This is a genomic window from Streptomyces sp. NPDC042100 (assembly GCF_055582325.1).
In genome coordinates, this window is the sequence record NZ_JBVJDK010000011.1 from 12,394 (window position 1) to 34,887 (window position 22,494).

A 22,494-nucleotide genomic window follows, 5' to 3' on the forward strand; every position below is an offset into this window, starting at 1 on the left:
CCTCCCGGGCCGTCCGCCGCTGCGCCGCTACGCCGGGAGGGAGCGTGCCGCCGGGATCAGGGGGCCCGGTACCGCGCGGTGGCGGGGGGCGGCGGTGCCGGTCCAGCAGGAGCCTCGGCGGGCGAGGAGGCGGCGCAGCCAGAGCTCGGTGGAGACCAGGTCGGCGAGGCCGTCGAGGGGGACCTGCTCGCCGTCGGCGGCGGCGCGCAGGGCGCGGCGGACCACGCGCGCCTCGATCAGGCCCGCGTCGGCGAGGAGCGGCGCGTCGAAGAGGGCGATCAGGTGCGGGAGCGCGGCGCGCAGTCCCGCGCGGGTGGTGGCCGCCGGCACGGCCGGGTGGGGGGCGCCCCAGCCGCTGGGGAGGTCGCGGATGCCGGCGCCCGCGAGGACGGTGCGCAGGACGGTGGCGCGGGCGTCGGGCTGGACCCGCAGGGACTCGGGGAGCTCGCGGCAGGCCCGGACGACCTGGTTGTCCAGGAACGGGGCGTGCAGGCGCTGGCTGCGGATCTCGGCCGCCTGTTCGAGGACGCGGTGGTCGGCCGCCGCGCGCGCGAGGGCGGCGCGGGCGCGGGCCTCGCCGGGGCGCTGGACGGCGGCGGGGAGGGTCGCCGCCCGGTTCAGGCGAACCGATACTTCGGCCAGCGCCTCCCCCGTCAGCCAGCGCGCCGCCGGGCCGGGCCGGGACCAGGCGAGGGCCGAGAGCGAGGCCTCCAGGGGGCCGTAGGAGCCGCCGGGCGCCCGGTTGGCCTCCAGGACGCGGGTGGCGGCGGCCTCCAGGCCGGTGCGGTAGGGCGTACGGGCGAGCCTGCGGGCCGCGCGGTAGACCTGGAGCGGGACGAGGAGCGAGCCCGCCGAGGGGCCGGTGGCCTTGGCGAGCGCGGTGACCGGGCGCACCAGGGAGCGGCGCCTGCGGTCCATCAGGAGGTCGGCCAGGCGCGCCGGGTGGGCGTCCAGGACCTGGCGGGCGCCGAAGCCGGTGAAGTGGTCGGCGCTGCCGCCCGCGAGCCGCCTGCGGTGGCGGTCGGCGGAGACGAGCGCGGGGCCCGGCTCGTCGGTGAGCGGCCCGTCGAGCTCCGCGTACGGGAGGGCCTCCTCCCCGGCGGTGACGACCACGTGGTGGAGGCGCGGGTTGGCGGCGATCTCCCCCGCGCGGGCGAGCTCTTCGCGGCTGCCGGCGCCCGCGAGGTCGTTGAAGGTGACGGCGAGCAGCCGCTCTCCCGCCCCGGTGCCGTGGCCGAGGACGGTGCCGGGGACGCCGGGGAGCCCGGCGGCGAGCAGGGCGAGGGTGCCGGAGGCGCTGCCGCCGGAGAGGTCGGCGCCGATGCCGGGGGCGGGGCCGCCGCCTCGGGCCGCGCGCCGGTCGGCGGGCCCCATGCCGGGCACCGGCCCCGGGTCGGGCAGCGGCGCCTCGGGCGCGTGCCGGGGCGCGGTGAGCCGGGCCCGTACCGCCTCGACGAGCGCGTCCCGGACGCCTTCGACGGCCTGCCGGGGGTCGGCCTCGGGCGCCGCGACGGCGAGGGAGGCGACCGGGTCGTAGCCGGTGATCTCGCGCGAGCCCTCGCGCAGGATGAGCGCGTGGCCGGGCGGCACCCGGCGCACGCCCTCGTACGGGGTGGAGTCGCGCAGCGCCTCGGGGGTCTCGGGGCAGGCCAGCAGCGCGGCGAGGTGGCCGATGTCGAGCTGGGCCTCGGTGAGGTCGGCGAGCGGCAGGGCGGCCGTCCCGTAGGCGGTGCCGCCGGCCCAGGGGGTGTGGAAGACGGGGCGGGCGCCCGCGAGGTCGCCCGTGACGGTGACGCGCCGGCCGACCTTGACGACGGCGGTGTAGCCGCCCGGCCACGCGGTCAGGTGCCGCAGTGCGCCCCCGCGCGCGGTGAGGAGTCCGCGGCGCAGTTCGTCGTCGCTCGCGGCGCAGCAGCCGAGGACGGCGAGGCGGGTGTGTTCGTCGAGGCCGACCACGCGGACCTCGTCGGGGCGCCAGTCGCCGACCGCCCACAGCGGGTCGGGGTCGCCCCACAGGAGCTGCGCGCCCACCGGGTGCACCGTGCGTCCCTCGGCGGGGTCGCCGACGGTCCCGGCAGAGCCGGGCGGGGCGCCGTACCGCGCGGCGACACTGCTCCAGCCCACCAGCCACCGCATCGCCGCCTCCACAAAGGTCGAGTGGAGGACATGCTGCCATGCCGGAGGCGCGCGGGAGGCATCACAGCTGCGCGAATGCGCCCCTGGCATGGGCCAGTTGCGAGCGGCCGGGTGCCGTGCCCGGCGATGCGGCGGCGGCCGGCCGGTGGTCCTCCGGCGGTCCGTCCACAGCCGAGGGCGACCGTCGATTTTCAGCCATTCTCGGGTTCCGGGGCGACCATCGACGGCCCCCGGCCGTCCGGGGCCGCCCCGCGCGGACCTGCCGGGGCCCGGCGCCGCCGCCCCGGGTCGCACACCCCAACCCGGCGCGTACTCGCGGCAGTCCGGGAGGCGGTCGCCTCCCGGAGCCGTCCGCCGCCCGCGGGGAATGGGGCGGCGGTGTCCCCCAGCCCACCGGACCCGGACAACGGTCCTCGGCCAAGTGGGCCGACCCACGCAGCACTCATGGAAGCGCTCCCCCCGGGGGACCGGCGAGAGCGCACGGGCGGGCGCACGGCCACACGCCGGGAGCACGGGCGGCGCCCGCGCGGGGACCGCTCAGTCCATCACACAACAATCTCGCCATACGGAACTCCGCCCCTTAACGGTAGGGATGCGGCGAACTACGCTGTGTTTACGAATGCCGCACGCCTATGCCCGGCGTCGTGGCGGCCGTCCGGGTGGTCGTGTCGAGGGGTGGCGTCATGTCCAGGGAGCAACGCGGGCCGAACGAAAAGCTCGGCACGGTTCTCGCCCTCGCGGGAATCAGCAATGCCGGGCTCGCCCGGCGCGTCAACGACCTCGGTGCGCAGCGGGGCCTGACGCTTCGGTACGACAAGACGTCGGTGGCCCGGTGGGTGTCCAAGGGCATGGTGCCGCAGGGCGCCGCCCCGCACCTGATCGCCGCCGCCATCGGCCAGAAGCTCGGGCGGCCCGTGCCGCTGCACGAGATCGGGCTCGCCGACGCCGACCCCGCGCCGGAGGTCGGGCTCGCCTTCCCGCGCGACGTGGGCGAGGCGGTCCGCTCGGCCACCGAGCTGTACCGACTGGATCTCGCCGGCCGCCGCGGCGGCGGCGGGATCTGGCAGTCGCTCGCCGGCTCCTTCGCCGTGAGCGCGTACGCGACGCCCGCCTCCCGCTGGCTGATCACGCCCGCCGACCCCTCGGTCGAGCGGCAGGCCGCCCGGCCCCCGGCGGCCGGCGAGCCGGGCGGCCACGCGCGGGTGGGCCACAGCGACGTCGCCAAGCTGCGCGAGGCCGCCGAGGACGCGCGCCGCTGGGACTCCAAATACGGCGGCGGGGACTGGCGTTCCTCGATGGTGCCCGAGTGCTTAAGGGTGGACGCCGCGCCACTGCTGCTCGGCTCCTACTCGGACGAGGTGGGGCGCGCCCTGTTCGGCGCGACCGCCGAGCTGACCCGCCTGGCCGGCTGGATGGCCTTCGACACCGGCCAGCAGGAGGCCGCCCAGCGCTACTACATCCAGGCGCTGCGGCTCGCGCGCGCGGCGGCCGACGTCCCCCTCGGGGGGTACGTGCTGGCGTCCATGTCGCTCCAGGCGACCTACCGGGGCTTCGCCGACGAGGGCGTCGACCTGGCGCAGGCGGCCCTGGAGCGCAACCGGGGCCTGGCCACCGCCCGCACCATGTCGTTCTTCCGGCTCGTCGAGGCCCGCGCGCACGCCAAGGCGAACGACGGGGCCGCCGCGGCGGCGGCCCTGAAGGCGGCCGAGGGCTGGCTGGAGCGCTCCCGCGCGGGCGACGCCGACCCGACGTGGCTGGGCTTCTACTCGTACGACCGCTTCTGCGCGGACGCCGCCGAGTGCTACCGCGACCTGAAGCTGCCCCGGCAGGTGCGGCGCTTCACCGAGCAGGCGCTGTCCCGCCCGACGGAGGAGTACGTGCGCTCGCACGGCCTGCGGCTGGTGGTGTCGGCGGTGGCCGAGCTGGAGTCGGGCAACCTGGACGCGGCCTGCGCCGCCGGCACCCTGGCGGTGGAGGTCGCCGGACGGATCTCCTCCGCCCGCACCACCGAATACGTACGAGACCTGCTGAACCGGCTCGAACCGTACGGAGACGAGCCCCGGGTCATGGAGCTCCGGGAGCGCGCCCGCCCGCTCCTCGTGGCTCCGGCGTGACGCGCGTCCCAGACCCGGGCGGTTTAGCGGGATTGTCAGTGGGCCAGTGCACTATCAGGGGTGGGAGGTGGCGCTGGTGTCTGTCCGCTATGACTACGACTGTGACGTGCTGGTGATCGGCGGCGGGATCGTCGGTCTGTCGACGGCGTACGCGATCACGCGCGCCGCGCCGGGCACCCGGGTCACCGTCCTGGAGAAGGAGCACGCCCCGGCCCGCCACCAGACCGGGCGCAACAGCGGCGTGATCCACAGCGGCATCTACTACCGGCCGGGCTCCCTCAAGGCCAGGTTCGCCGTCGAGGGCGCGGCCGAGATGGTCAAGTTCTGCGCCGAGTACGGCATCCCCCACCAGGTCACCGGCAAGCTGATCGTCGCCACCGACCGCGAGGAGCTGCCCCGGCTGCACGCCCTCGTCCAGCGCGGCCGGGAGAACGGGATCCCGGTCCGCGAGCTCGGCCCGGCGCAGATCAGCGAGTACGAGCCGCGGGTGCGGGGCGTGGCCGCGATCCACGTCGGCTCGACCGGCATCGTCGACTACGGGGCGGTGGCGGCGAAGCTGGCCGAGGAGTCGGGGGCCCGGATCCTGTACGGGTCGGCGGTGACCGCCGTGGACCGGCGCCCCTGGGGCGTGGCCGTGCGCACGGCGGCCGGGCGGGTGGTGCGCGGGCGGGTCCTGGTCAACTGCGCGGGGCTGCACTGCGACCGGGTGGCGCGGCTCGCGGGCGACGACCCGGAGATGCGGATCGTCCCCTTCCGGGGGGAGTACTACGAGCTGGCCGACCCCTCCCTGGTGCGCGGCCTGGTCTATCCGGTGCCCGATCCGGCCTTCCCCTTCCTCGGGGTGCACCTCACCCGGGGCATCGACGGCGGCGTCCACGTCGGACCGAACGCGGTCCCGGCGCTCGCCCGCGAGGGATACGGCTGGTCGGTGGTCCGCCCCCGCGAGCTCGCCGGCACCCTCGCCTGGCCGGGCAGCTGGGCCATCGCCAAGGCGCACTGGCGGTACGGGGCGGGCGAGCTGCACCGCTCGCTGTCCAAGCGCGCCTTCACCGAGGCGGTGCGGCGGATGCTGCCGATCGTCGAGGAGCGCGACCTGCGGCGGGCCACCCCTGGTGTGCGGGCGCAGGCCGTGCTGAAGGACGGCACCCTGGTCGACGACTTCCTGATCCGCGAGTCGGTCCGCACGGTCCACGTGCTGAACGCCCCGTCCCCCGCCGCGACCGCCTCCCTGCCGATCGGCCGTGAGGTCGCGGGACGGGCGCTGGCGCTGCTGTAGGCCCCGGCAGGCGGGCGCCCGCGGCCACGACGGGCGTGCCGGGCTCCCCGTAGAATCGGGGCATTGTGTCTGAGCAGCCTGAGATGACCCCGCCGACCGCCCCCGCGGTCCCCGCCGGTCCCGCCGGGACCACCCCGGCCGACCGCGCCCTGGCCGAGCAGCGCGCCGCGCGGCTCGGCAGCCGGATGTTCGCGCCGGGCGAGGGCCCCTCGCCCGACCCGGCCGGCTCGCACTTCGAGCGGCGGATCCGCAGCTTCCAGCCCCGCCGCAGCCGCGTCACCGCAGGCCAGGCCGAGGCCATGCTGAAGCGGTGGCCCGACTGGGGCCTCGACATCGACGGGATGCGCCTGCTCGACCTGGACGAGATGTTCGGCGGGCTGCCGGTCGTCCTGGAGATCGGCTTCGGCATGGGCGAGGCCACCGCGCAGATGGCCGCCGCCGACCCCGGCACCGGCATCCTCGCCGTGGACGTGCACACCCCCGGCCAGGGCAACCTGCTCGGACTCGCCGACCGCAACGGCCTGGAGAACGTCCGGGTCGCCAACGGCGACGCGATCATCCTGCTGCGCGAGATGCTCACGCCCGAGTCCCTCGACGGCTGCCGGGTCTACTTCCCGGACCCCTGGCCGAAGAAGCGGCACCACAAGCGGCGGCTGATCCAGCCCGACTTCCTCACCCTGCTCGCGCCCCGCCTCAAGCCCGGCGGCGTGCTGCACTGCGCCACGGACTGGGAGCCGTACGCGGAGCAGATGCTGGAGGTGCTCGAAGCGCACCCCGACTTCGAGAACACCCAGGCCGACGGCGGCTACGCGCCCCGGCCCGGCCACCGGCCGCTGACCCGCTTCGAGGGGCAGGGCCTCGACAAGGGGCACGTCGTCCACGACCTGCTGTTCCGGCGGCGCTGACCCCGGCGGGCCGGGCGCTGCCCCCGGCGGGCGGGTGCCACTCCGGGCGAAGGGCCGGGGCCCGCGCCGGGCGGGGGGCCGGGTTTTCCACAGGCTGCGAGAACCCCCTCGCCGCTGTCGGTGGCGCTCGTTAGGGTCGGTCCGTGTCATCGAACCCGATCGCCGGATCCGCCACCTCCGCCACCGAGCCCGCCCCCGCGCCCGCCGGGGCGTTCATCCCCGCGCCCGCGCCCGTGCCCGCCCTGGAGACGGACCAGCCGGACTTCACCGCGGTCCCGGAGCGCGCCAAGTGGCGGTACAAGCCGCGGCGCGCGTTCTGGCGCAGCAAGCTGCTGCGGGCCATCGTCCTGATCACCCTGCTCGTGCTGTGCGCGCTGGCGATCCTCGCGCTGGTGCGGGAGGAGACCGGCACCGAGGGCTTCCTCGTCGGGCTCGGCCTCGCCGTGCTGCCCGTGCCGCTGCTGCTGGCCGCGTTCCGCTGGCTCGACCGGGTCGAGCCGGCCCCCTGGAAGAACCTGCTGTTCGCCCTGGCCTGGGGGGCCTTCGCCTCCACGCTGGTGGCCATCCTGGCCAACTCCCTCGCCGTGGAGTGGATCAGCGGCGCCACCGCCGACCCCGGTTCGGCCGACACCCTGGGCGCGACGGCCGTCGCCCCGGTCGTGGAGGAGACCGCCAAGGGCGCGGCGCTGCTGCTGCTCTTCCTCTTCCGCCGCCGGGACTTCACGGGCCCGGTCGACGGCCTGGTCTACGCCGGGTTCACCGCCACCGGCTTCGCCTTCACGGAGAACATCCTCTACCTGGGCAACGCCTTCGGCGAGGACCAGGAGATCGGCTCCGCCGGCCTCGGCTCCACGACCATCGGGACCTTCCTCGTCCGGATCATCATGTCGCCGTTCGCCCACCCCCTCTTCACCTCGCTCACCGGGCTCGGCCTGGGCTTCGCCGCCCTGCTCGCGGCCCGCGCCCGCTTCCGCCGCACACGACTGGTGCTGCTGCCGCTCACGGGTCTGCTGCTCGCCATGGGCCTGCACGCCCTGTGGAACGGGTCGGCGTCCTTCCACCCGCTGGCGTTCCTCGCGGTGTACGGGATGTTCATGGTCCCGGTCTTCGCCCTGCTGACCTGGCTCGCGATATGGAGCCGGCAGAGGGAGCTGCAGACCATATCCGGCGAGCTCCCGGCCTACGCGGCGGCCGGCTGGCTCGCCCATGACGAACCGCTCGCGCTCTCCTCGATGCGGGCCCGCTCGCTGGCCCGCGGCTTCGCCGCCCGGACGTTCGGGAAGCAGGGCGCGCAGGCCGTCGGCGAGTACGAGGCCTTCGCCACCACCCTCGCCTTCCTGCGCCACCGGGCCGGGCTCGGCCAGGCGGCCCCGGACTTCGCGGCCCGCGAGCAGGAGCTGCTGCACCACCTGTGGCAGCGCCGCCAGGTGGCCTCCCCCGCGCTGAGCCACGCGGCACGGGCCACCGGCCGCGTCTGGGCGCCGCCGCAGTATCTGGACTACGGCGGCTACAACCCGTACCGCAGCTAGGGCGTGTCGGGCCCGGCGGATCAGACCGCCGAGGCCTCGTCGAGCGCGGCGAGCTCGGCGCCGGTCAGCTCCAGGTCGGCGACGGCGACGAGGGCGGGCAGCTGCTCGACCGTGCGGGCCGACGCGATCGGCGCGACGACGGTCGGGCGGGAGGCCAGCCAGGCGAGGGCGACGGTGGCGGGCTCGGCGTCGTGCGCCTCGGCGACCGTGTCGAGCGCGGCGAGCACCCGGCGGCCCCGCTCCGTCTCCAGGTGCTGCCCGGCGCTGCCGGCGCGGACGCTGGCGACGGCGGTGCCCGGGCGGTACTTGCCGGTGAGGAAGCCGGAGGCGAGCGAGAAGTACGGCACGGCCGCGAGCCCGGCCCGCTCGGCGGTCTCCAGGAGCTCGCCCTCGTAGGTCTCGCGGGAGACCAGGTTGTAGTGCGGCTGGAGGGCGACGTACCGGGCGAGGCCCTCGGACTCGGCGAAGTCGAGCGAGGCGCGCAGCCGCTCCGGGGAGATGTTGGAGGCGGCGACGGCCCGGACCTTGCCGTCCTTCACGAGCTGGTCGAGCGCGGTGACGATCTCCTCGACGGGCACGGACTCGTCGTCGAAGTGCGTGTAGTAGAGGTCGATGTAGTCGGTGCCGAGACGGCGCAGCGACTCCTCGGCGGCGGCCTTGATCGTGGGCGCGGCCAGCCCCTTGAAGCGCGGGTGGGCGCCGGCCTTGGTCGCGACGAGGACGTCCGCGCGGTTGCCCCGGGAGGCCATCCAGCGGCCGATGACGGTCTCGGACTCGCCGCCCTCGTTGCCCTCGACCCAGGAGGAGTACGTGTCGGCGGTGTCGACGAAGTTGCCGCCCGCGGCGGCGTAGGCGTCGAGGACGGCGAAGGACTGCGCCTCGTCGGCGCTCCAGCCGAAGACGTTGCCACCGAGGGCGAGCGGGAAGACGTGCAGGTCGGAGGAGCCCAGTGCGCGGAGAGAAGTCATGAGGTGATCAACCCCCCGCGCCGCCGGGCCTATTCCGTCACGGCGGACCGACCGCCCGGGACCCCGGCACCACCGGACCCGCCGCCCGCGACGCCGGACCGGCCACCGGACCCGCCGCCCGGGCCACTCGACCCGCCGCCCGACCGGCCACCAGCCCCGCCGCCCGCGACGGCGGTCAGACGCTCAGGCCCTTCGACCGCAGCCAGCCGGCCGGGTCGATGCCGCCGCCGGACGGGGTGTGGACCTCCAGGTGGAGGTGGGGGCCGGTGACGTTGCCGGTGGCGCCGACGCGGCCGATGGTGTCGCCGGTGCCGACGGACTGGCCCGCGCCGACCGTCATCGAGGAGAGGTGGCAGTACCAGACCTCGGTGCCGTCGGCGAGCTCCAGCACGATCCGGTAGCCGTAGGAGCCGGACCAGCCGGCCGACTTCACGGTGCCGCTGTGGACGGCCTTGACCGGGGTGCCGGTGGGCGCGGCGAAGTCCAGGCCGGTGTGGTAGCCGGAGGACCACATGGAGCCGGACTCGCCGTAGGTGGAGGTGAGGGTGTACGACGAGGTGGGCAGCGCGTAGCTGGCGGCCAGCTTGGCCAGGCGCTCGGCCTCGGCCTTCGCGGCGGCCTCCGCCTCGGCCTTCTTCTTCGCCTCGGCCGCCGCCTTCTCCGCCGCCTCGGCCTTGGCCGCGGCCTCCGTCGCCGCCTTCTCGGCGGCGGCCTTCTGCGCCGCCTCCTTCTCCGCGGCGTCGGCGGCGGCCTGCTGCTGCTCGGCCTGCTGGAGGATGCGGGCGCGCAGCGCCTCACCGGCGTCGGCCTGCTGCTTCGAGCCGGCCGGGGCGTCGGCGGTGGTGCCGTCCTCGGGGGTCGTGTAGGTGAGGGCGGTGAGCGGCTGCGGGGCGTTCGCGGTCCCGGTGCCCTCGTCGGAGCCCTTGGCGTCGCCGCCGCCGATCAGGTCGCCGATGCCGGGCAGCTCGGAGGCGGCGGGCAGGCCGAGGTCGGGCAGCGCTATCGAGACCTTGGGCTTCTCCTGGGCGGTGGCCAGGCCGCCCGCCCCGACGGCGGCGATGACGCCGACGCCGAGGACGGTGGAGGAGCGGGCGAAGTTGGAGCGCTGCTTGACGACCCGGTGCCGGCCGCCGGCGCGGTTCTGGGCCCGCATCGATTCCTCGGTGGGGTTCCATTCCTCCCCGCCCGTGCCCGCGGCGCCATAGGCGCCGAAAGAGTCGAAGGGGGCTTCGGGAGCGGGGGTGTCGGACGCCACGGAGGCGCTCTCCTTTCCTTCCTTCTCGCCTACCGGGTTAGCTGACGGGTTCGGAGCAGGAAGGTCTCCTACGGGTGTGCCGCACGGGTGCGACGTGGCCCGATTCACCCCAAGTGGTGGTTCCCCGGTTCCCTTGCGGAATTCGGCGCGCGCGCACGGTGCCGTCTCTTGCGACGGCTGGGACGACCGCGCTGCGTTATCGAACGTTAATAGACACGGCCTCCCGATTCCAAGCCGCTCCCCTTGATCATTAGCTGAATTGGGAGGGAATGGCCCGAGTTGACCCCCGGTCAGACGGGATTCCCGTCACAGGCGGAATCTGACGTTGTATCAATTGTTATCGGAGCGACACCCCTCGACTACGAGCCGTCACCACCCGTCGGGGGCGTCCCCCCGAGCCTCCCGTCCGGCACCGCCCCCGGCGACACCACCGGCATCGTCCGCCGCCGCTCCGGCTGCCCCGCCGCCGGCCGGCTCACCGCGAGCAGCGCCATGTCGTCCGTCGACCCCCCGCCCGTGTGCCGGCGCACGTCCGCCACCAGCGCGTCCAGCAGTTCCTCGGGCCCGGGGAAGAGCCGCCCCGCCAGCCGCTCCGCCGGGTCGTAGAAGACCCCGTGCCCGTCCCGCGCCTCCGAAAGCCCGTCCGTGTACAGGAGCAGCGTCGCGCCCGCCGGATACGGGGTCTCGTCGGCCCGGTCGGGCCACACCGCCAGCTCCCCCATCCCCAGCGGCAGCGCCGCCTCGCTCGGCCGCAACCGCGCCAGCGCCCCGTCCCCGTACAGCAGCAGCGGCTCCGGGTGCCCTCGGTTCACCACCCGTACGAAGCCCCCGCCGCGCGGGATCTCCGCGAGGACCGCCGTCGTGAACCCCTCGAAGGCGTCCAGCCCGTCCCGCCGGGTGCCCTCCCGGTCCAGCGCCCGTTCGAGCCGCTGCGCCACGCCCTCCAGCGTCGGCTCCAGCTCCGCCGCCTCGCGGAAGGCGCCGATGACCACCGCGACGGCCTCCACCGCGTCGAGCCCCTTGCCCCGCACGTCGCCGACGACCAGCCGCACCCCGTACGGCGTGTCCTGTACGGCGAACAGGTCGCCGCCGATGAACGCGTCCGCCTCCGCCGCCTCGTACCGCGCCGCGATCTGGAGCCCCCCGATCCGCTCGGCGGGCTGCGGCAGCACCGCCCTCTGCGCCGTCTCCGCGATCACCCGCGCCGAGGCCAGCCGCTCGCCGCTGCGCCGCACCACCCGGTTGATCAGCATCGCCAGCGCCGAGACGGTCAGCACCGTCAGCGTCTCGGTGAGCGAGGGGATGTGGTCGGAGGTGCCGTTGTAGACGTGCAGCCCGACGCTGGCGAAGACGGCGGCGACGCCCGTGAGCAGCGTGGTCAGCGTGGAGAAGAAGGGGGCGGCGATCAGCGGCGCCGCCGAGAACAGCGGCGCCGCCGTGTACTCGGGCGGGGTCGCCAGGTCGAAGCAGACACCGCCCACGATGATCAGCGGCGGCAGCGCCCGGATGAACCGGCGGGCGAGGGCGTACGGCCCGAGGACCCCGTCACCGCCGCCGCCCGGCCCGTCCCGCACCGCCGCTCGCGCCACCGCTGCTCTCCCGCCTGGACCCGGCCCCGGCCGGACCCGGCCCGTACGGACCCGGGACCGCCCCGAGGGCGACGGGAGGACCCGCGCCCTCCCCAGGGTGCGGTCAGCCGGTCTCCGACGGCGACCGGCGCTCGGCCGACTGGCTTACGGCCGGCCGGACCGCGAGCCGCCCGCCCCGGGCCAGCGCCGCCATGGCCACCGCGCAGCCGAGACCCACCGCGCACAGCGTCAGCCACGGCACCGCCGACCAGCCGGTGAGGTCGAGCAGGGCGCCCGTCCCCAGGTTCCCCAGGGTGATGCCGATCCCGCAGACGGTGTTGTAGAGCCCGTAGTGGGTGGCCACCCAGCGGTTCTCGGCGAGGGCGACGACGGTGTCCATCTCGTACGGGTAGAGCACCGCGTTCGCCACCGCCAGCAGCGCCGCGCACAGCAGCAGCCCCGGCAGCGAACGCCCGCCGCCCAGCAGCGCCGGCGGCAGGAAGGCCGCGCCCATCAGCGCGAGCCCCAGCACCAGACAGCGCTCCCGGCTCAGCCGCCGCTTGCACCAGGCGGTGATCCGCAGCTGCCCGGCCAGCGCCACCAGCGCCGACACCACGAACAGCGCCGTCGTCACCGCCGTGCTGTCCGCCGCGAGCGGCAGCGCCAGATAGACCTGGAAGGACAGCACGTACGAGCCGGTCATCGCCAGCGAGAACAGCCAGAACACCCGGTTGGCCAGCACGGTCCGGAACTGCCCGCGCGCCTTCCCGTCCGCCCCCGGCGCCCCGGCCGGCTCCGGCACCTCCCGCCGCACCGGCAGGTGCCGCAGCTGTACGAGGGTGAGCAGGGCGAACAGCACCGCCGCCACCACGCACGTCAGCCGGAACGACACCCCGGTCAGCGCCACCCCGACCAGCGGCCCGAGCAGGATGCCCGCCTGGTAGTACGTGTTGAACAGCGCGAAGGCCTCCACGCGCCGCTCCCCCGCCTCCGCCGCCAGATACGCCCGTACGGCGGGATTGAACAGCGCGCCCGCCAGACCCGTCGCCAGCGAGGCCGCGATCAGCATCGGCAGCGACTGCGCGAAGGCGAGCGCCCCGAAGCCGAGCGTCCGCAGCGCGCACCCGGCGACGATCAGGGGCTTGAAGCCGAGCCGGTCGGCGAGCGCGCCGCCGACGAGGAACATGCCCTGCTGGGACAGGTTCCGCGCGCCGAGGACGAGCCCGACCGCCCAGGCCGCCATGCCCAGGCCGTCGGCCAGGTGGGCGGCCAGGTACGGCATCAGCATGTAGAAGCCGAGATTGATGGTGAGCTGGTTGAGGAAGAGCAGCCGTACGGCCGGGTCGAAGCCGAGGCTCTGCTTCCAGATCCCGCCCCGGGAGGGCGCCGCCGTCGTGCTCAACGCACCCGCTCCGCCCGCTCCAGCACCCGGCGGGTCCAGCCGCTGACCGGCTCGCCCTCGGCGTACCCGGCGGGCTCCTCCCGTACGGGACCGTCGAGCAGTCCGTGCTTCGCGCAGAACTCGTCGTTGAAGACGGTGTCGAAGTAGCGCTGCGGCCCGTCGGGGAAGACGGCGGCGATCCGGGTGCCGCGCGGCCGGGTGCGGGCCAGCCAGCCGGCCACCAGCGCGACCGCGCCCACGCTCCAGCCGCCGGTGGCGAACTGCCGGGACGCGAGCCGCCGGGCGGCCCGTACCGCCTCGGCCGGGCCCACCCAGTGGACCTCGTCGAAGGCGGCGTGGTCCACGTTCTCCGGGTGGATGGAGGAGCCGAGCCCGCGCATCAGCCGCTCGCCGGCCGGGAGACCGAAGACGGTCGAGTTGATCGAGTCCACCCCGACCAGCTCCAGGGCGGGGCTGCCGCCGGCGCGCAGCGCGCGGGAGATGCCGGCCGAGTGGCCGCCGGTGCCGACCGCGCAGACCAGCACGTCGACCCGGTCCAGCTGCTCGCCGAGCTCGGCGGCGAGCCCGCCGTACGCCCGCGGGTTGTCGGGGTTCCCGTACTGGTTGGGCCACCAGGCCCCGTCGAGGGCGAGCAGCAGTTCGGCGACCCGGTCCATCCGGGCCCGCTGCCAGCCGCCGTGCGGGCTCGGCTCGGGCACCACGTGCACGTGCGCGCCGTGCGCGGTGAGCATCCGCTCGACGATCGGTTCGAGCCCGGGGTCGGTCACGACGTGGACGGGGTGGCCGTGCAGGATCCCGGCGAGCGCCAGCCCGAGGCCGAGGGTGCCGGAGGTGGACTCGACGATGGGGGCGCCGGGGCGCAGCTCGCCTCGGCGGCGGGCCTGCTCGACCATGTGGAGGGCGGCGCGGTCTTTGATGCCGCCGAAGTTGAAACCTTCGAGCTTGGCCCAGTATCCGTCGTCCATCCACAGGACGGGGGTGTTGCCGACGGTCTGCCGTGCCACGGAGAGCAGGTTGGCGGGATTGCTCATGGGGGGTGACGTCCTTGAGGTGGGGCAGCCCCGGCCTGCGGGGCGTGCGGAAGGAGCGGGGGTCGCGAAAGGTGCGCGCCCCGGCTCAGTTCCGGTCCACCCCGAGGGCGATCAGCAGCCGGCCCGGCTCGGGTCCGGGCCCGGCGCGGCCCCGGACGCAGCGCGTGTGCGGGGCCTCGGGGAACACCTCGTCGTACGGGACGAGGACGGCGCCGCCCGCGTCCGGCGCGGGGAGCTGGGTGCCGGCCGCCTGCGCGGGCAGGTGGGCGTCGAAGGACCAGCCGTCGCCGGGCCGCTCGCAGCCGTGCGGCAGCCAGGGCGCGGAGGCGGCGAAGGCGGCGGGTGCGACGGGGGCCCCGGCCCAGGCCCCGGCGGCCACCGCGGGGGCCTGGGCCGGGGCGGGGGCGGCGGCCACCGGGGCGGCGAGCGCGTGGCCGTGTGCCCCGTGGCAGACGCCGGCGATCAGCGCGACGAGCGCGAAGAGCAGCAGCACGGCGGGGGCCCGCCGTACCGCTGTCCGCAGCTCCGTCACCCTCTGGTCACTCATGGTGCGCGCGAGGTTACGCGGCGCACGCGGGAGTGCGCAAAAGGGCGGACCTGATTTTGGACACCGTTTACTTGCGGGCGTATTGCTCTTTCGAACGTCCGCACCTAGTCCGGGAACGCCGAAGGCCCGGATCCGTTTCCGGATCCGGGCCTTCGGGCTACTGAGTAGCGGGGACAGGATTTGAACCTGCGACCTCTGGGTTATGAGCCCAGCGAGCTACCGAGCTGCTCCACCCCGCGTCGGTGAATATGACTCTACGGCATGGGTGGCGGAAACCGAAATCGGCTTCCTCAGCAGCCGCAGTCGTCCGAGTCGACGGGCGCGGTCAGCGGGTCGGCGTCCTTCTTCGCGCCGCCCTCCCAGGTCTCGTACGCGAAGCCCTCGCGCACCCAGTACTCGAAGCCGCCCAGCATCTCCTTCACCTGGAAGCCCAGCTCGGCGAGGGCGAGCGCGGCCCGGGTGGCGCCGTTGCAGCCGGGGCCCCAGCAGTACGTGACGACCGGGACGGACCTGTCGAGGAGCTGCTCGGCCTGCTCGGCGATGAGCGCGGTCGGCAGGTGCACGGCACCGGGCACGTGCCCCTGGTCCCAGGAGGCGGTGGACCGCGAGTCCACCACCACGAAGCCGGGGTCGCCGCCGTCGGCGAGGGCGGAGGCCACATCCGAGACATCCGCGTGGAACGCGAGGCTCGCGGAGAAGTAGGCGGCCGCGGCGGCGGGGCTGGCCGGCGGGGTGCGGAGGACTGCGTTCACGGGGCTGACCTGCGTCGATGTCGTCGTCATGGCCATAAATCTAGAGAAGACGATCACCACTCTGAAGGGACGATCCACGGCGCTCGGCGGCTGCCCCCGGGGATTCCCGCCCGTTCCCGGCACCCGGGCGGGGATCTCACGTACCGGGCGTCCGGGCCCGCGTCCGGGCCCGCGTCCGGGCCCGCGTCCGGGCCCGGCCGAAGCGCCGGCCGGTGTCACCCATCCGCCGGGGTGCCGGCTCCGAATGCCGGACGTGAGCATCGACGTGACGACCGCACCGCGCCCGGGACGACCCGCCGCCGCGCGCGGTCTCCGCCGGATGTTCCCCGCAGTCCTCCGCCCCTCGCACGTACGCGACACCTCGGGAGAGCACCCCATGAACACCCTGCGCATCCGTCGTTCCGCGGTGGCCGTGGCCGCCGCGGCCACCCTGCCGTTCGCCCTCGCCGCCTGCTCCGACTCGGGCTCCGGGAAGGACACCTCGTCCGCCGGGAACACCGCGCAGGCCGCACCGGCCGCGTCACAGACCTCCTCGGACTCGATGGCGTCCGACGGCCCGTTCGGACCGGCCTGTGCCGGTGTGCCGAAGGACGGGGCCGGTTCGTTCGACGGCATGGCCAAGGACCCCGTGGCCACCGCCGCCTCCCACAACCCGGCCCTGTCGACCCTGGTCGCCGCGGTCCAGCAGGCCGGTCTGGTCGACACCCTCAACAACGCCCAGAACATCACCGTCTTCGCGCCGACCAACGCGGCCTTCGCCAAGATCCCCAAGGCCCAGCTCGACAAGGTCCTGGCCGACAAGGCGCAGCTGACGAAGATCCTCACGTACCACGTGGTCGGGGAGAAGCTCACGCCGAAGCAGCTGGAGAACGGCTCCTTCGCGACCCTGGAGAAGGGCACGATCACCACCAAGGGCTCCGGCGAGAGCTACACCGTGAACGACTCCTCCAAGGTCGTCTGCGGCAACGTGCCCACCGCCAACGCCACCGTCTACATCGTCGACACGGTCCTCATGCCCCAGTAGTCCCCAGACCGCCGAAGGGGCGGTGCGCCACCGGTCCGGCCGGCGGCGCACCGCCCTTCTCGCGCGCCCGCGCGGGGTGGGCATCTCACTCGCACGGGTGACCGCGGACACCAGATGAGGCGGTTACGGCCCCCCATCCGTACTCCTGTCCGCTACGAAGACTCCGCACAGGACGTTCCCCGTCCCGTGGCCCCGCCCGCCCCCTCCGAAGGCCGGCCGGGCCCCGCCTTCCCCTCAAGGACGCACATGCGATGGACACCCCGCCCCCGGCCGGCCGGCCCGGACGGCTGCGTCTGGTCCCCCCGCACGGAGCCCGCCCGGTGAACCGCGCCGCCCCCTTCGACGCCCCGGGCCCGCCGCCACCCCGCCATGCCCTCACCGAGGTGATGCGGAAGGTCGCGCAGGGCGACCAGCAGGCGTTCTCCGCCCTCTACGACGCCCTCGCGCCGATGGTGTTCGGCCTCGTGGTCCGCGTCGTGCGCGACCGGGCCCAGTCGGAGGAGGTGGCCCAGGAGGTGATGATCGACCTGTGGCGGCAGGCCGCCCGCTACCGGCCCGCCGCCGGGTCCGTCACCGCCTGGGCCGCCACCATCGCCCACCGCAGGGCCGTCGACCGGGTCCGCTCCGCCCAGGCCGCCACCGACCGCGAACACGCGCGGGCGGCCCGCGAGCACACCACCGCCTTCGACGAGGTCGCCGAACAGGTCGAGACCCGCCTGGAGTCCGAACAGGTACGCCGCTGCCTGCGCGGCCTGACCGAACTCCAGCGCCAGGCCGTCACCCTCGCCTACTACCAGGGCCTGACCTACCGTGAGGTCGCCGAGACCCTGCACACGCCGCTTCCCACCATCAAGACACGCATGCGCGACGGACTGATCCGGCTCCGCGACTGCATGGGGGTGACCACATGAACCAGCACCACTCCGACCTCCACGCCCTCGCCGCCGCCTACGCCTTGGACGCCCTGGACGAAGCCGAGCGCGCCGACTTCACGGCGCACCTCGCCCACTGCGAGGACTGCCGCGGGGATGTGGCCGACTTCGAGGCGACCGCCGCCCGCCTGGCCGGGGCCACCGCCCAGGACCCGCCGCCCGAACTCAAGCAGCGCACGATGGCGGCCGTCGACGGGGTACGCCAGCTCCCGCCCCGGCTCCCCGCGACCGGCCCCACCCGCCGCCTCAGCCGCGCCGTGAAGCGCAAGGCCGTCCCCCTCGCCCTGGCCGCCGGCCTGGCCGCGGCCGCCTCCTTCGGCGGCATCGCCGCGTGGCAGCACCAGGAGAGCCAGGACGCCCAGCGGCAGGCCCAGCAGGCCACCCGGCAACTCGACGCCGTCAGCGCCGTACTGGCCGCGCCCGACGCCCGCACCACGCACGGCCGGGCCACCAACGGCGCCCTCACCACGGTCGTCAGCTCCGACCGCCGCAACAAGGCCGTCTTCACCGCCGCCGGCCTGCCCGCACCCGCCCCGGGCACGACCTACCAGCTCTGGCTCGACCAGAACGGCACCATGCGCCCCGCCGGATTCATCCACGCGGACGGCACCGTCCCCCTCGCCGGGGACCCCGCCGACGCCTCCGCCGTGGGCCTCACCCTCGAACCGGCCGGCGGCTCCCCGCAGCCCACGACCACCCCGCTGCTCCTCCTGTCCCTCCCGGCCTGACCCGCCCCCGCGCCGCGACGAGACCCCGGAACGACGAAGCGCCCCGACCGGCGAAAGCCGGTCGGGGCGCTCCACAACGGGTCGAGGGGGTCGCCCCTCCGCCGTATTCGGTAGGCCGTGTGGGACTCGAACCCACAACCAATGGATTAAAAGTCCACTGCTCTGCCAATTGAGCTAACGGCCCGTGGACAAGCACTCCCGTGCAGCATAGCCGGAGAGCTCCCCGAAACCGATCGGGTATCGGCCCCGGCGCACCGGGGGTGCGCCGGGGCCGAGTCGGGGTCAGCCGACGTAGTAGCCCGCGATGTCCGCCAGGAGGTGGACCGAGCCGGCGTGGTTGTAGAAGGTGACCTTGCCGTCCTTCACCGGGACGACGACCAGGTTCGGCACCGTCTGACCCGCCGTGAAGTTCAGGTTCGACGCCGACGAGCGCGGCGTCCCGTACGGGTAGACCGACACGAAGCTGCCCGCCGTCGCCCCCGTCGCCGTCACGTTCAGGACGACCGCCGTCGCGCCCGGGCGGTCGACCGCGAGGGTCACCGTCCCGGCCGGGGCGAGCGGGTCGCCCTGACGGGTGTCCATCAGGCGGGTCGGGGTGACCGGCCTGTACTCGGCACCCGAGGCGCCCGCCTTGTAGTAGCCCGCCACGTCGGCCAGCAGGTCGACGGAGCCCGCGTGGTTGTAGAAGGTGACCTTGCCGTCCTTCACCGGGACGACCACCAGGTTCGGCACCGTCTGACCCGCCGTGAAGTTCAGGTTCGACGCCGACGAGCGCGGCGTCCCGTACGGGTAGACCGACACGAAGCTGCCCGCCGTCGCCCCCGTCGCCGTCACGTTCAGGACGACCGCCGTCGCGCCCGGCTCCGGGACGGAGAGGCTCACCGTGCCGGCCGGGCCCAGCTTGGCCTTGGGGGCGCCCAGGCCGCTTCGGGTGTCCATCAGGCGGGTCGGCGTGACCGGCTGGTACGTGGTGCCGGTGCCCGCGCTCGTGTAGTAGCCCGCCACGTCGGCCAGCAGGTCGACCGAGCCGGCATGGTTGTAGAAGTTCACCTTGCCGTCCTTCACCGGGACGACCACCAGGTTCGGCACCGTCCGGCCCGCCGTGAAGTTCAGGTTCGACGCGCTCGTGCGCTGCGTACCCGACGGGTAGACCGACACGAAGCTGCCGGAGCTCGCGTTGGTCGCGGTCACGTTGAGGACGACCGCCGTGACGCCCGTCGCCGGGACCCCTCCGGCGCCCGCCACCTTCAGCGAGACGGTCTGCGCCGCGCCCACCTTGGCCTTCGGCACCCCGAGACCGGACCGGGTGTCCATCAGCCGCGCCGGCGTGAGCGGCGCGAACGTGCCGTACTCCGCCGCCGACGCCCCGCTCAGGAGCACGTCCCCGGACTGCTCCAGGTCCGTCCCGGAACCGTCCGCCGCCTTGGCCGTCAGCTTCCAGGTGTAGGAGCCGTTCGCGACGAGCCGGCCCGCGCCGTCCTTGCCGTCCCAGGCCGCCGCCAGCACGCCCCGCGCCTCGCCGCCCGTAAGGGTGCGGGCCACGGTGCCGGTCGCCTTGTGCGTCAGGGTGAGCGTCCAGGACGCGGCCGGCTTCGACAGCCACCAGCGCGGCCGCCACGCGCCCGCCCCGTCGGCCACGGCGGCCGTGGCGGGCACGTCGGCGTCGACGCGGGAGAGCGGCGACGCGGGGACGCCGAGGTCGACGACGCTCACGTCACCGGCCGCGGTCGAGTGGTACGCCAGGCGTCCGGTGGCGGTGTCGACGGCGTACTCGCCGATCTGGTCGTTGAACTCGCTGGTCCGGTAGGTGGCCTTCACCACGGGCGTGGCGCCCCTGAAGTCCGTGACCTTGAGCTCGGGCCCGAAGGCCCGGACCGCGTAGCCGTCGCCGAGGACGGCGTACACGTCGTCGTACGGGTGGTTCCTGTCCGTGGCGAGGTCGTAGATCCCGTCCGTCCCGCCCGCGCAGCTCCAGCCCAGCCAGTGTGCCGTCACCCGTACGCTCTCCGCGCGACAGCCGTTGCGCAGGTCGACCGTGCGCTTCACCTCGCCCGTCCGGACGTCGTAGCCGACGACGGTGCCGGCCTTCTCGCCGGCCTGCCAGAAGGTGTCGCCGTAGAGGTCGCTGTCACCGAAGTCGTAACCGGCCGCGGGCGCGGGGAGCCGCTTCCCCGTGTCGAGGTCGATCACCAACGTCCGCGAGGGCAGTCCTTCCGGGCCACCGCTCCCGGCGCCCATGACGTACCGGCCGGACACGTCGATGGCGTAGAAGTCGGTGAGGTCGGCGGTGATCGGGCGGCCCGAGACGGCCCCGGGCTCGACGACGACGGGCAGCCCGCCGGAGTTGCCGGGCTTGTTGATCACCAACCGGCCGTCGCCCGTCGCGAGCGGCGCGTCGCACGGGTTCCGGTCCGTGCAGCCCGCCAGCGCCAGGCCGAGGTCTCCCCGCTCCCGCGTCTCGCCCGCCTCAAGGGGGCCGGTGACCGACACGGTCCGCGAGCGGAAGGCGTTCTTCTCGTCCGGCATCCGCTCCAGCGTGTCGAGCCGGCCGTGGCTGAAGCTCAGCCGGCGCGGCTTCGACGTGAGGGGGCTCGCCTCACGGATCCGCTGCACGGACGTGGAGGCCCCCTCCGGACGGTCGCGGTAGAGGCCGAGCTCGCCGGGGCCCATGCCGCCGATCAGGAGCAGCCCGCCGTCCGGTGTCGCCAGCGCGTCCTTGCGGGCGTACGGGAGGATCTCGCCCGTCCCGCCGCCCAGCCGGGACGCGGTGACGATGCTGTACGGGGCGGACTCCGACCGGTGGGTGGCGCGGGCGACGACGAGCTCCTGGCCGACGGAGCCCAGGAGGATGTCGCCGTCGTCCTTGTAGGGCAGGTCGAGCGCGGCGGGCGCCTGGTCGAGCGGGCCCTCGCCGGCGGGCTGCCCCTTGGGGAAGAACCGCACCTTGCCGTCCTTCGTCCACACGACGACCTCGGTCGGCGTGTGGACGAAGGAGCCCACCTGGAGGGCCGGGTCCAGCGCGACCGTCCTGACCCGCCCGGAGGCGAGGTCGATCCAGGCGGGACGGGCGACGCCGTCCGCCTGATAGCTGATCAGGATGCCGTTCGCGTCGCCGGCCACGGCCTTCTCGGGGCGCGTCGCGCCCTCCGGCCAGCCGGTGACCGGGGTGTCCTGGACCGCGCCTCCGACCAGCCGGAGCAGATGCCACTCGCGCGGGCCGTCGGCGGCGCTCCGCGTGGAGGTGACGACGGTGGTGCCGAAGGTGCCCACGTACTCGTGGTCCAGCGACGGCAGCCGGAGGTAGGTGTTCTTCCTCGCGGTGACGTCCCACAGGCGGATGTCGGCGGGCGTGACCGTCCCGTTCGGCTGGTAGGCGGCGACGACGTCGGAGCCCGCGCCGTAGGTGCCGCCGGTCTCCCCGCCCTCCCGGTCGTTGTGGATGACCGTCTCGACGCCGTCCCAGGTGCTCCAGAACTGGCCGAGGCCCTGCTCGTAGCGGAGGTAGCCACCCGGCCCCGCCGAGAGCGGGATCACCTCGCGCGACTGTGCGGCGGCCGCGGCGGGGAACACGACCGTGTCGCCCTCCGCGGCCATCGCCACCGGTACGAGCGGGCCGAGGCCGGCGAAGACGGTCGCCGCGGCCACGGCCGCGATGGAATGGCGTACAAGAGCGCTACGGCGCACTCGGTTCCTCCCCTGAGACATGCGAGATGCACGGGGAAGTGGTGGCGTCCCTGTCCCTGGTGTCCGTCGAGGCGAACAGACGGCTCAGAGACGGACCGATGCCGTCGAACCCCCCGGCCGCGACCGCCCCCCGTGCGCGTGCCGCGATGCTAACAGGGCCCGTACCCGCACCGAAGTGCGATTACGGGCCCTGTCATGGCCTTACGGACCGGTCTTGCGGACCGGCCTCAAGGACGGTCAGCCGTTGCGCTTCCAGCGCGGCTTCTCGTCGCGGCGGAAGCCGCCGCCGGACGGGCGGTGGTCGTCACGGCGGAAGCCGCCGCCCGAGGGGCGGTGGTCGTCACGGCGGAAGCCGCTGGACGGGCGGTCGTCACGACGGTCGCGGTTGAACGGGCGGTCGCTGCCACGGTGGCCGCCGGAGGGGCGGTCGTCGCGGCGGAAGCCGCCACGGTCGTTGTCACGGTCGCGGTTGAAGGCGGGGCGGTCGTTGTCGCGACGGAAGCCGCCGGACGGGCGGTCGTTGTCGCGGCGGAAGCCACCACGGTCGCCGCCACGGTCGTTGTCACGGCGCTCGAAGCCACCGCGGTCGTCACGGCGGTCGCGGTTGAACGACGGGCGGTCGTTGTCGCGACGGAAGCCGCCG

General features: G+C 74.8%; 16 protein-coding genes, 2 tRNA genes, 1 pseudogene and 1 riboswitch. Of the genes and pseudogenes, 7 read left to right on the top strand and 12 right to left on the bottom strand.

Going from position 1 to position 22,494, the window contains the following annotated elements:
• Positions 1–27: 27 nt before the first annotated feature.
• Positions 28–2,136, bottom strand: a complete 2,109-nt coding sequence (locus ACZ6J5_RS24170; RefSeq protein WP_469394775.1) for an asparagine synthase-related protein — start codon at positions 2,134–2,136, stop codon at positions 28–30.
• Between the two features lie 683 nt (positions 2,137–2,819).
• On the opposite strand from ACZ6J5_RS24170, the gene ACZ6J5_RS24175 reads away from it, so the two are divergent.
• From ACZ6J5_RS24175 to ACZ6J5_RS24190, 4 genes are all read left to right on the top strand, one after another.
• Complete coding sequence (locus ACZ6J5_RS24175; protein ID WP_469394777.1) at positions 2,820–4,250, top strand: MFS transporter; 1,431 nt, start codon at positions 2,820–2,822, stop codon at positions 4,248–4,250.
• A 73-nt stretch (positions 4,251–4,323) separates the two neighbouring features.
• Positions 4,324–5,526, top strand: coding sequence for an L-2-hydroxyglutarate oxidase (gene lhgO, locus ACZ6J5_RS24180; protein WP_469395216.1), 1,203 nt, complete (start codon positions 4,324–4,326; stop codon positions 5,524–5,526).
• An 83-nt stretch (positions 5,527–5,609) separates the two neighbouring features.
• On the top strand, positions 5,610–6,431 hold the full coding sequence (gene trmB / locus ACZ6J5_RS24185) for a tRNA (guanosine(46)-N7)-methyltransferase TrmB (protein WP_469395217.1): 822 nt from the start codon (positions 5,610–5,612) through the stop codon (positions 6,429–6,431).
• 215 nt (positions 6,432–6,646) lie between these two features.
• Positions 6,647–7,960, top strand: a complete 1,314-nt coding sequence (locus tag ACZ6J5_RS24190; RefSeq protein ID WP_469395219.1) for a PrsW family intramembrane metalloprotease — start codon at positions 6,647–6,649, stop codon at positions 7,958–7,960.
• A 20-nt stretch (positions 7,961–7,980) separates the two neighbouring features.
• Here the strand turns inward: ACZ6J5_RS24190 and ACZ6J5_RS24195 are convergent, their stop codons facing one another.
• The 8 genes from ACZ6J5_RS24195 to ACZ6J5_RS24230 form a co-directional block, all read right to left on the bottom strand.
• Positions 7,981–8,928: an aldo/keto reductase gene (locus ACZ6J5_RS24195; protein WP_469394779.1), complete on the bottom strand. Its 948-nt coding sequence runs from the start codon at positions 8,926–8,928 to the stop codon at positions 7,981–7,983.
• Between the two features lie 175 nt (positions 8,929–9,103).
• Positions 9,104–10,183 carry a M23 family metallopeptidase gene (locus ACZ6J5_RS24200; RefSeq protein WP_469394781.1) on the bottom strand — a complete coding sequence of 360 codons (1,080 nt, stop codon included), beginning with the start codon at positions 10,181–10,183 and terminating at the stop codon, positions 9,104–9,106.
• Between the two features lie 11 nt (positions 10,184–10,194).
• Positions 10,195–10,341, bottom strand: a riboswitch (cyclic di-AMP (ydaO/yuaA leader).
• 201 nt (positions 10,342–10,542) lie between these two features.
• Positions 10,543–11,772: a PP2C family protein-serine/threonine phosphatase gene (locus ACZ6J5_RS24205; protein WP_469394782.1), complete on the bottom strand. Its 1,230-nt coding sequence runs from the start codon at positions 11,770–11,772 to the stop codon at positions 10,543–10,545.
• Between the two features lie 103 nt (positions 11,773–11,875).
• On the bottom strand, positions 11,876–13,153 hold the full coding sequence (locus ACZ6J5_RS24210) for an MFS transporter (protein WP_469394784.1): 1,278 nt from the start codon (positions 13,151–13,153) through the stop codon (positions 11,876–11,878).
• Complete coding sequence (locus tag ACZ6J5_RS24215) at positions 13,150–14,184, bottom strand: PLP-dependent cysteine synthase family protein (protein ID WP_469394786.1); 1,035 nt, start codon at positions 14,182–14,184, stop codon at positions 13,150–13,152. Before ACZ6J5_RS24215 ends, ACZ6J5_RS24210 begins: the two co-directional genes overlap by 4 nt.
• An 85-nt stretch (positions 14,185–14,269) precedes the next feature.
• Positions 14,270–14,731, bottom strand: a complete 462-nt coding sequence (locus ACZ6J5_RS24220) for a hypothetical protein (RefSeq protein WP_469394788.1) — start codon at positions 14,729–14,731, stop codon at positions 14,270–14,272.
• A gap of 165 nt (positions 14,732–14,896) precedes the next feature.
• Positions 14,897–14,970, bottom strand: a tRNA-Met gene (locus ACZ6J5_RS24225).
• A gap of 51 nt (positions 14,971–15,021) precedes the next feature.
• A complete protein-coding gene (locus tag ACZ6J5_RS24230; RefSeq protein ID WP_469394790.1) occupies positions 15,022–15,513 on the bottom strand; it encodes a rhodanese-like domain-containing protein in 492 nt (163 codons plus the stop codon).
• 346 nt (positions 15,514–15,859) lie between these two features.
• Here ACZ6J5_RS24230 and ACZ6J5_RS24235 point away from each other — a divergent pair, with 346 nt between their 5' ends.
• From ACZ6J5_RS24235 to ACZ6J5_RS24245, 3 genes are all read left to right on the top strand, one after another.
• The gene (locus ACZ6J5_RS24235) at positions 15,860–16,507 is read left to right on the top strand and encodes a fasciclin domain-containing protein (RefSeq protein ID WP_469394792.1); all 648 of its coding nucleotides are present in this window, start codon (positions 15,860–15,862) and stop codon (positions 16,505–16,507) included.
• Positions 16,508–16,827: 320 nt separating this feature from the next.
• Positions 16,828–17,418, top strand: coding sequence for an ECF RNA polymerase sigma factor SigK (gene sigK / locus ACZ6J5_RS24240; RefSeq protein WP_469395221.1), 591 nt, complete (start codon positions 16,828–16,830; stop codon positions 17,416–17,418).
• The gene (locus ACZ6J5_RS24245; protein WP_469394794.1) at positions 17,415–18,167 is read left to right on the top strand and encodes an anti-sigma factor; all 753 of its coding nucleotides are present in this window, start codon (positions 17,415–17,417) and stop codon (positions 18,165–18,167) included. Before sigK ends, ACZ6J5_RS24245 begins: the two co-directional genes overlap by 4 nt.
• A gap of 111 nt (positions 18,168–18,278) precedes the next feature.
• On the opposite strand, the gene ACZ6J5_RS24250 is transcribed toward ACZ6J5_RS24245, so the two are convergent.
• The 3 genes and pseudogenes from ACZ6J5_RS24250 to ACZ6J5_RS24260 all read right to left on the bottom strand — a co-directional run.
• Positions 18,279–18,351, bottom strand: a tRNA-Lys gene (locus ACZ6J5_RS24250).
• A gap of 98 nt (positions 18,352–18,449) precedes the next feature.
• Complete coding sequence (locus tag ACZ6J5_RS24255; protein WP_469394796.1) at positions 18,450–21,812, bottom strand: FlgD immunoglobulin-like domain containing protein; 3,363 nt, start codon at positions 21,810–21,812, stop codon at positions 18,450–18,452.
• A 276-nt stretch (positions 21,813–22,088) separates the two neighbouring features.
• Positions 22,089–22,494: pseudogene (locus ACZ6J5_RS24260) on the bottom strand (DEAD/DEAH box helicase); the annotation flags it as partial.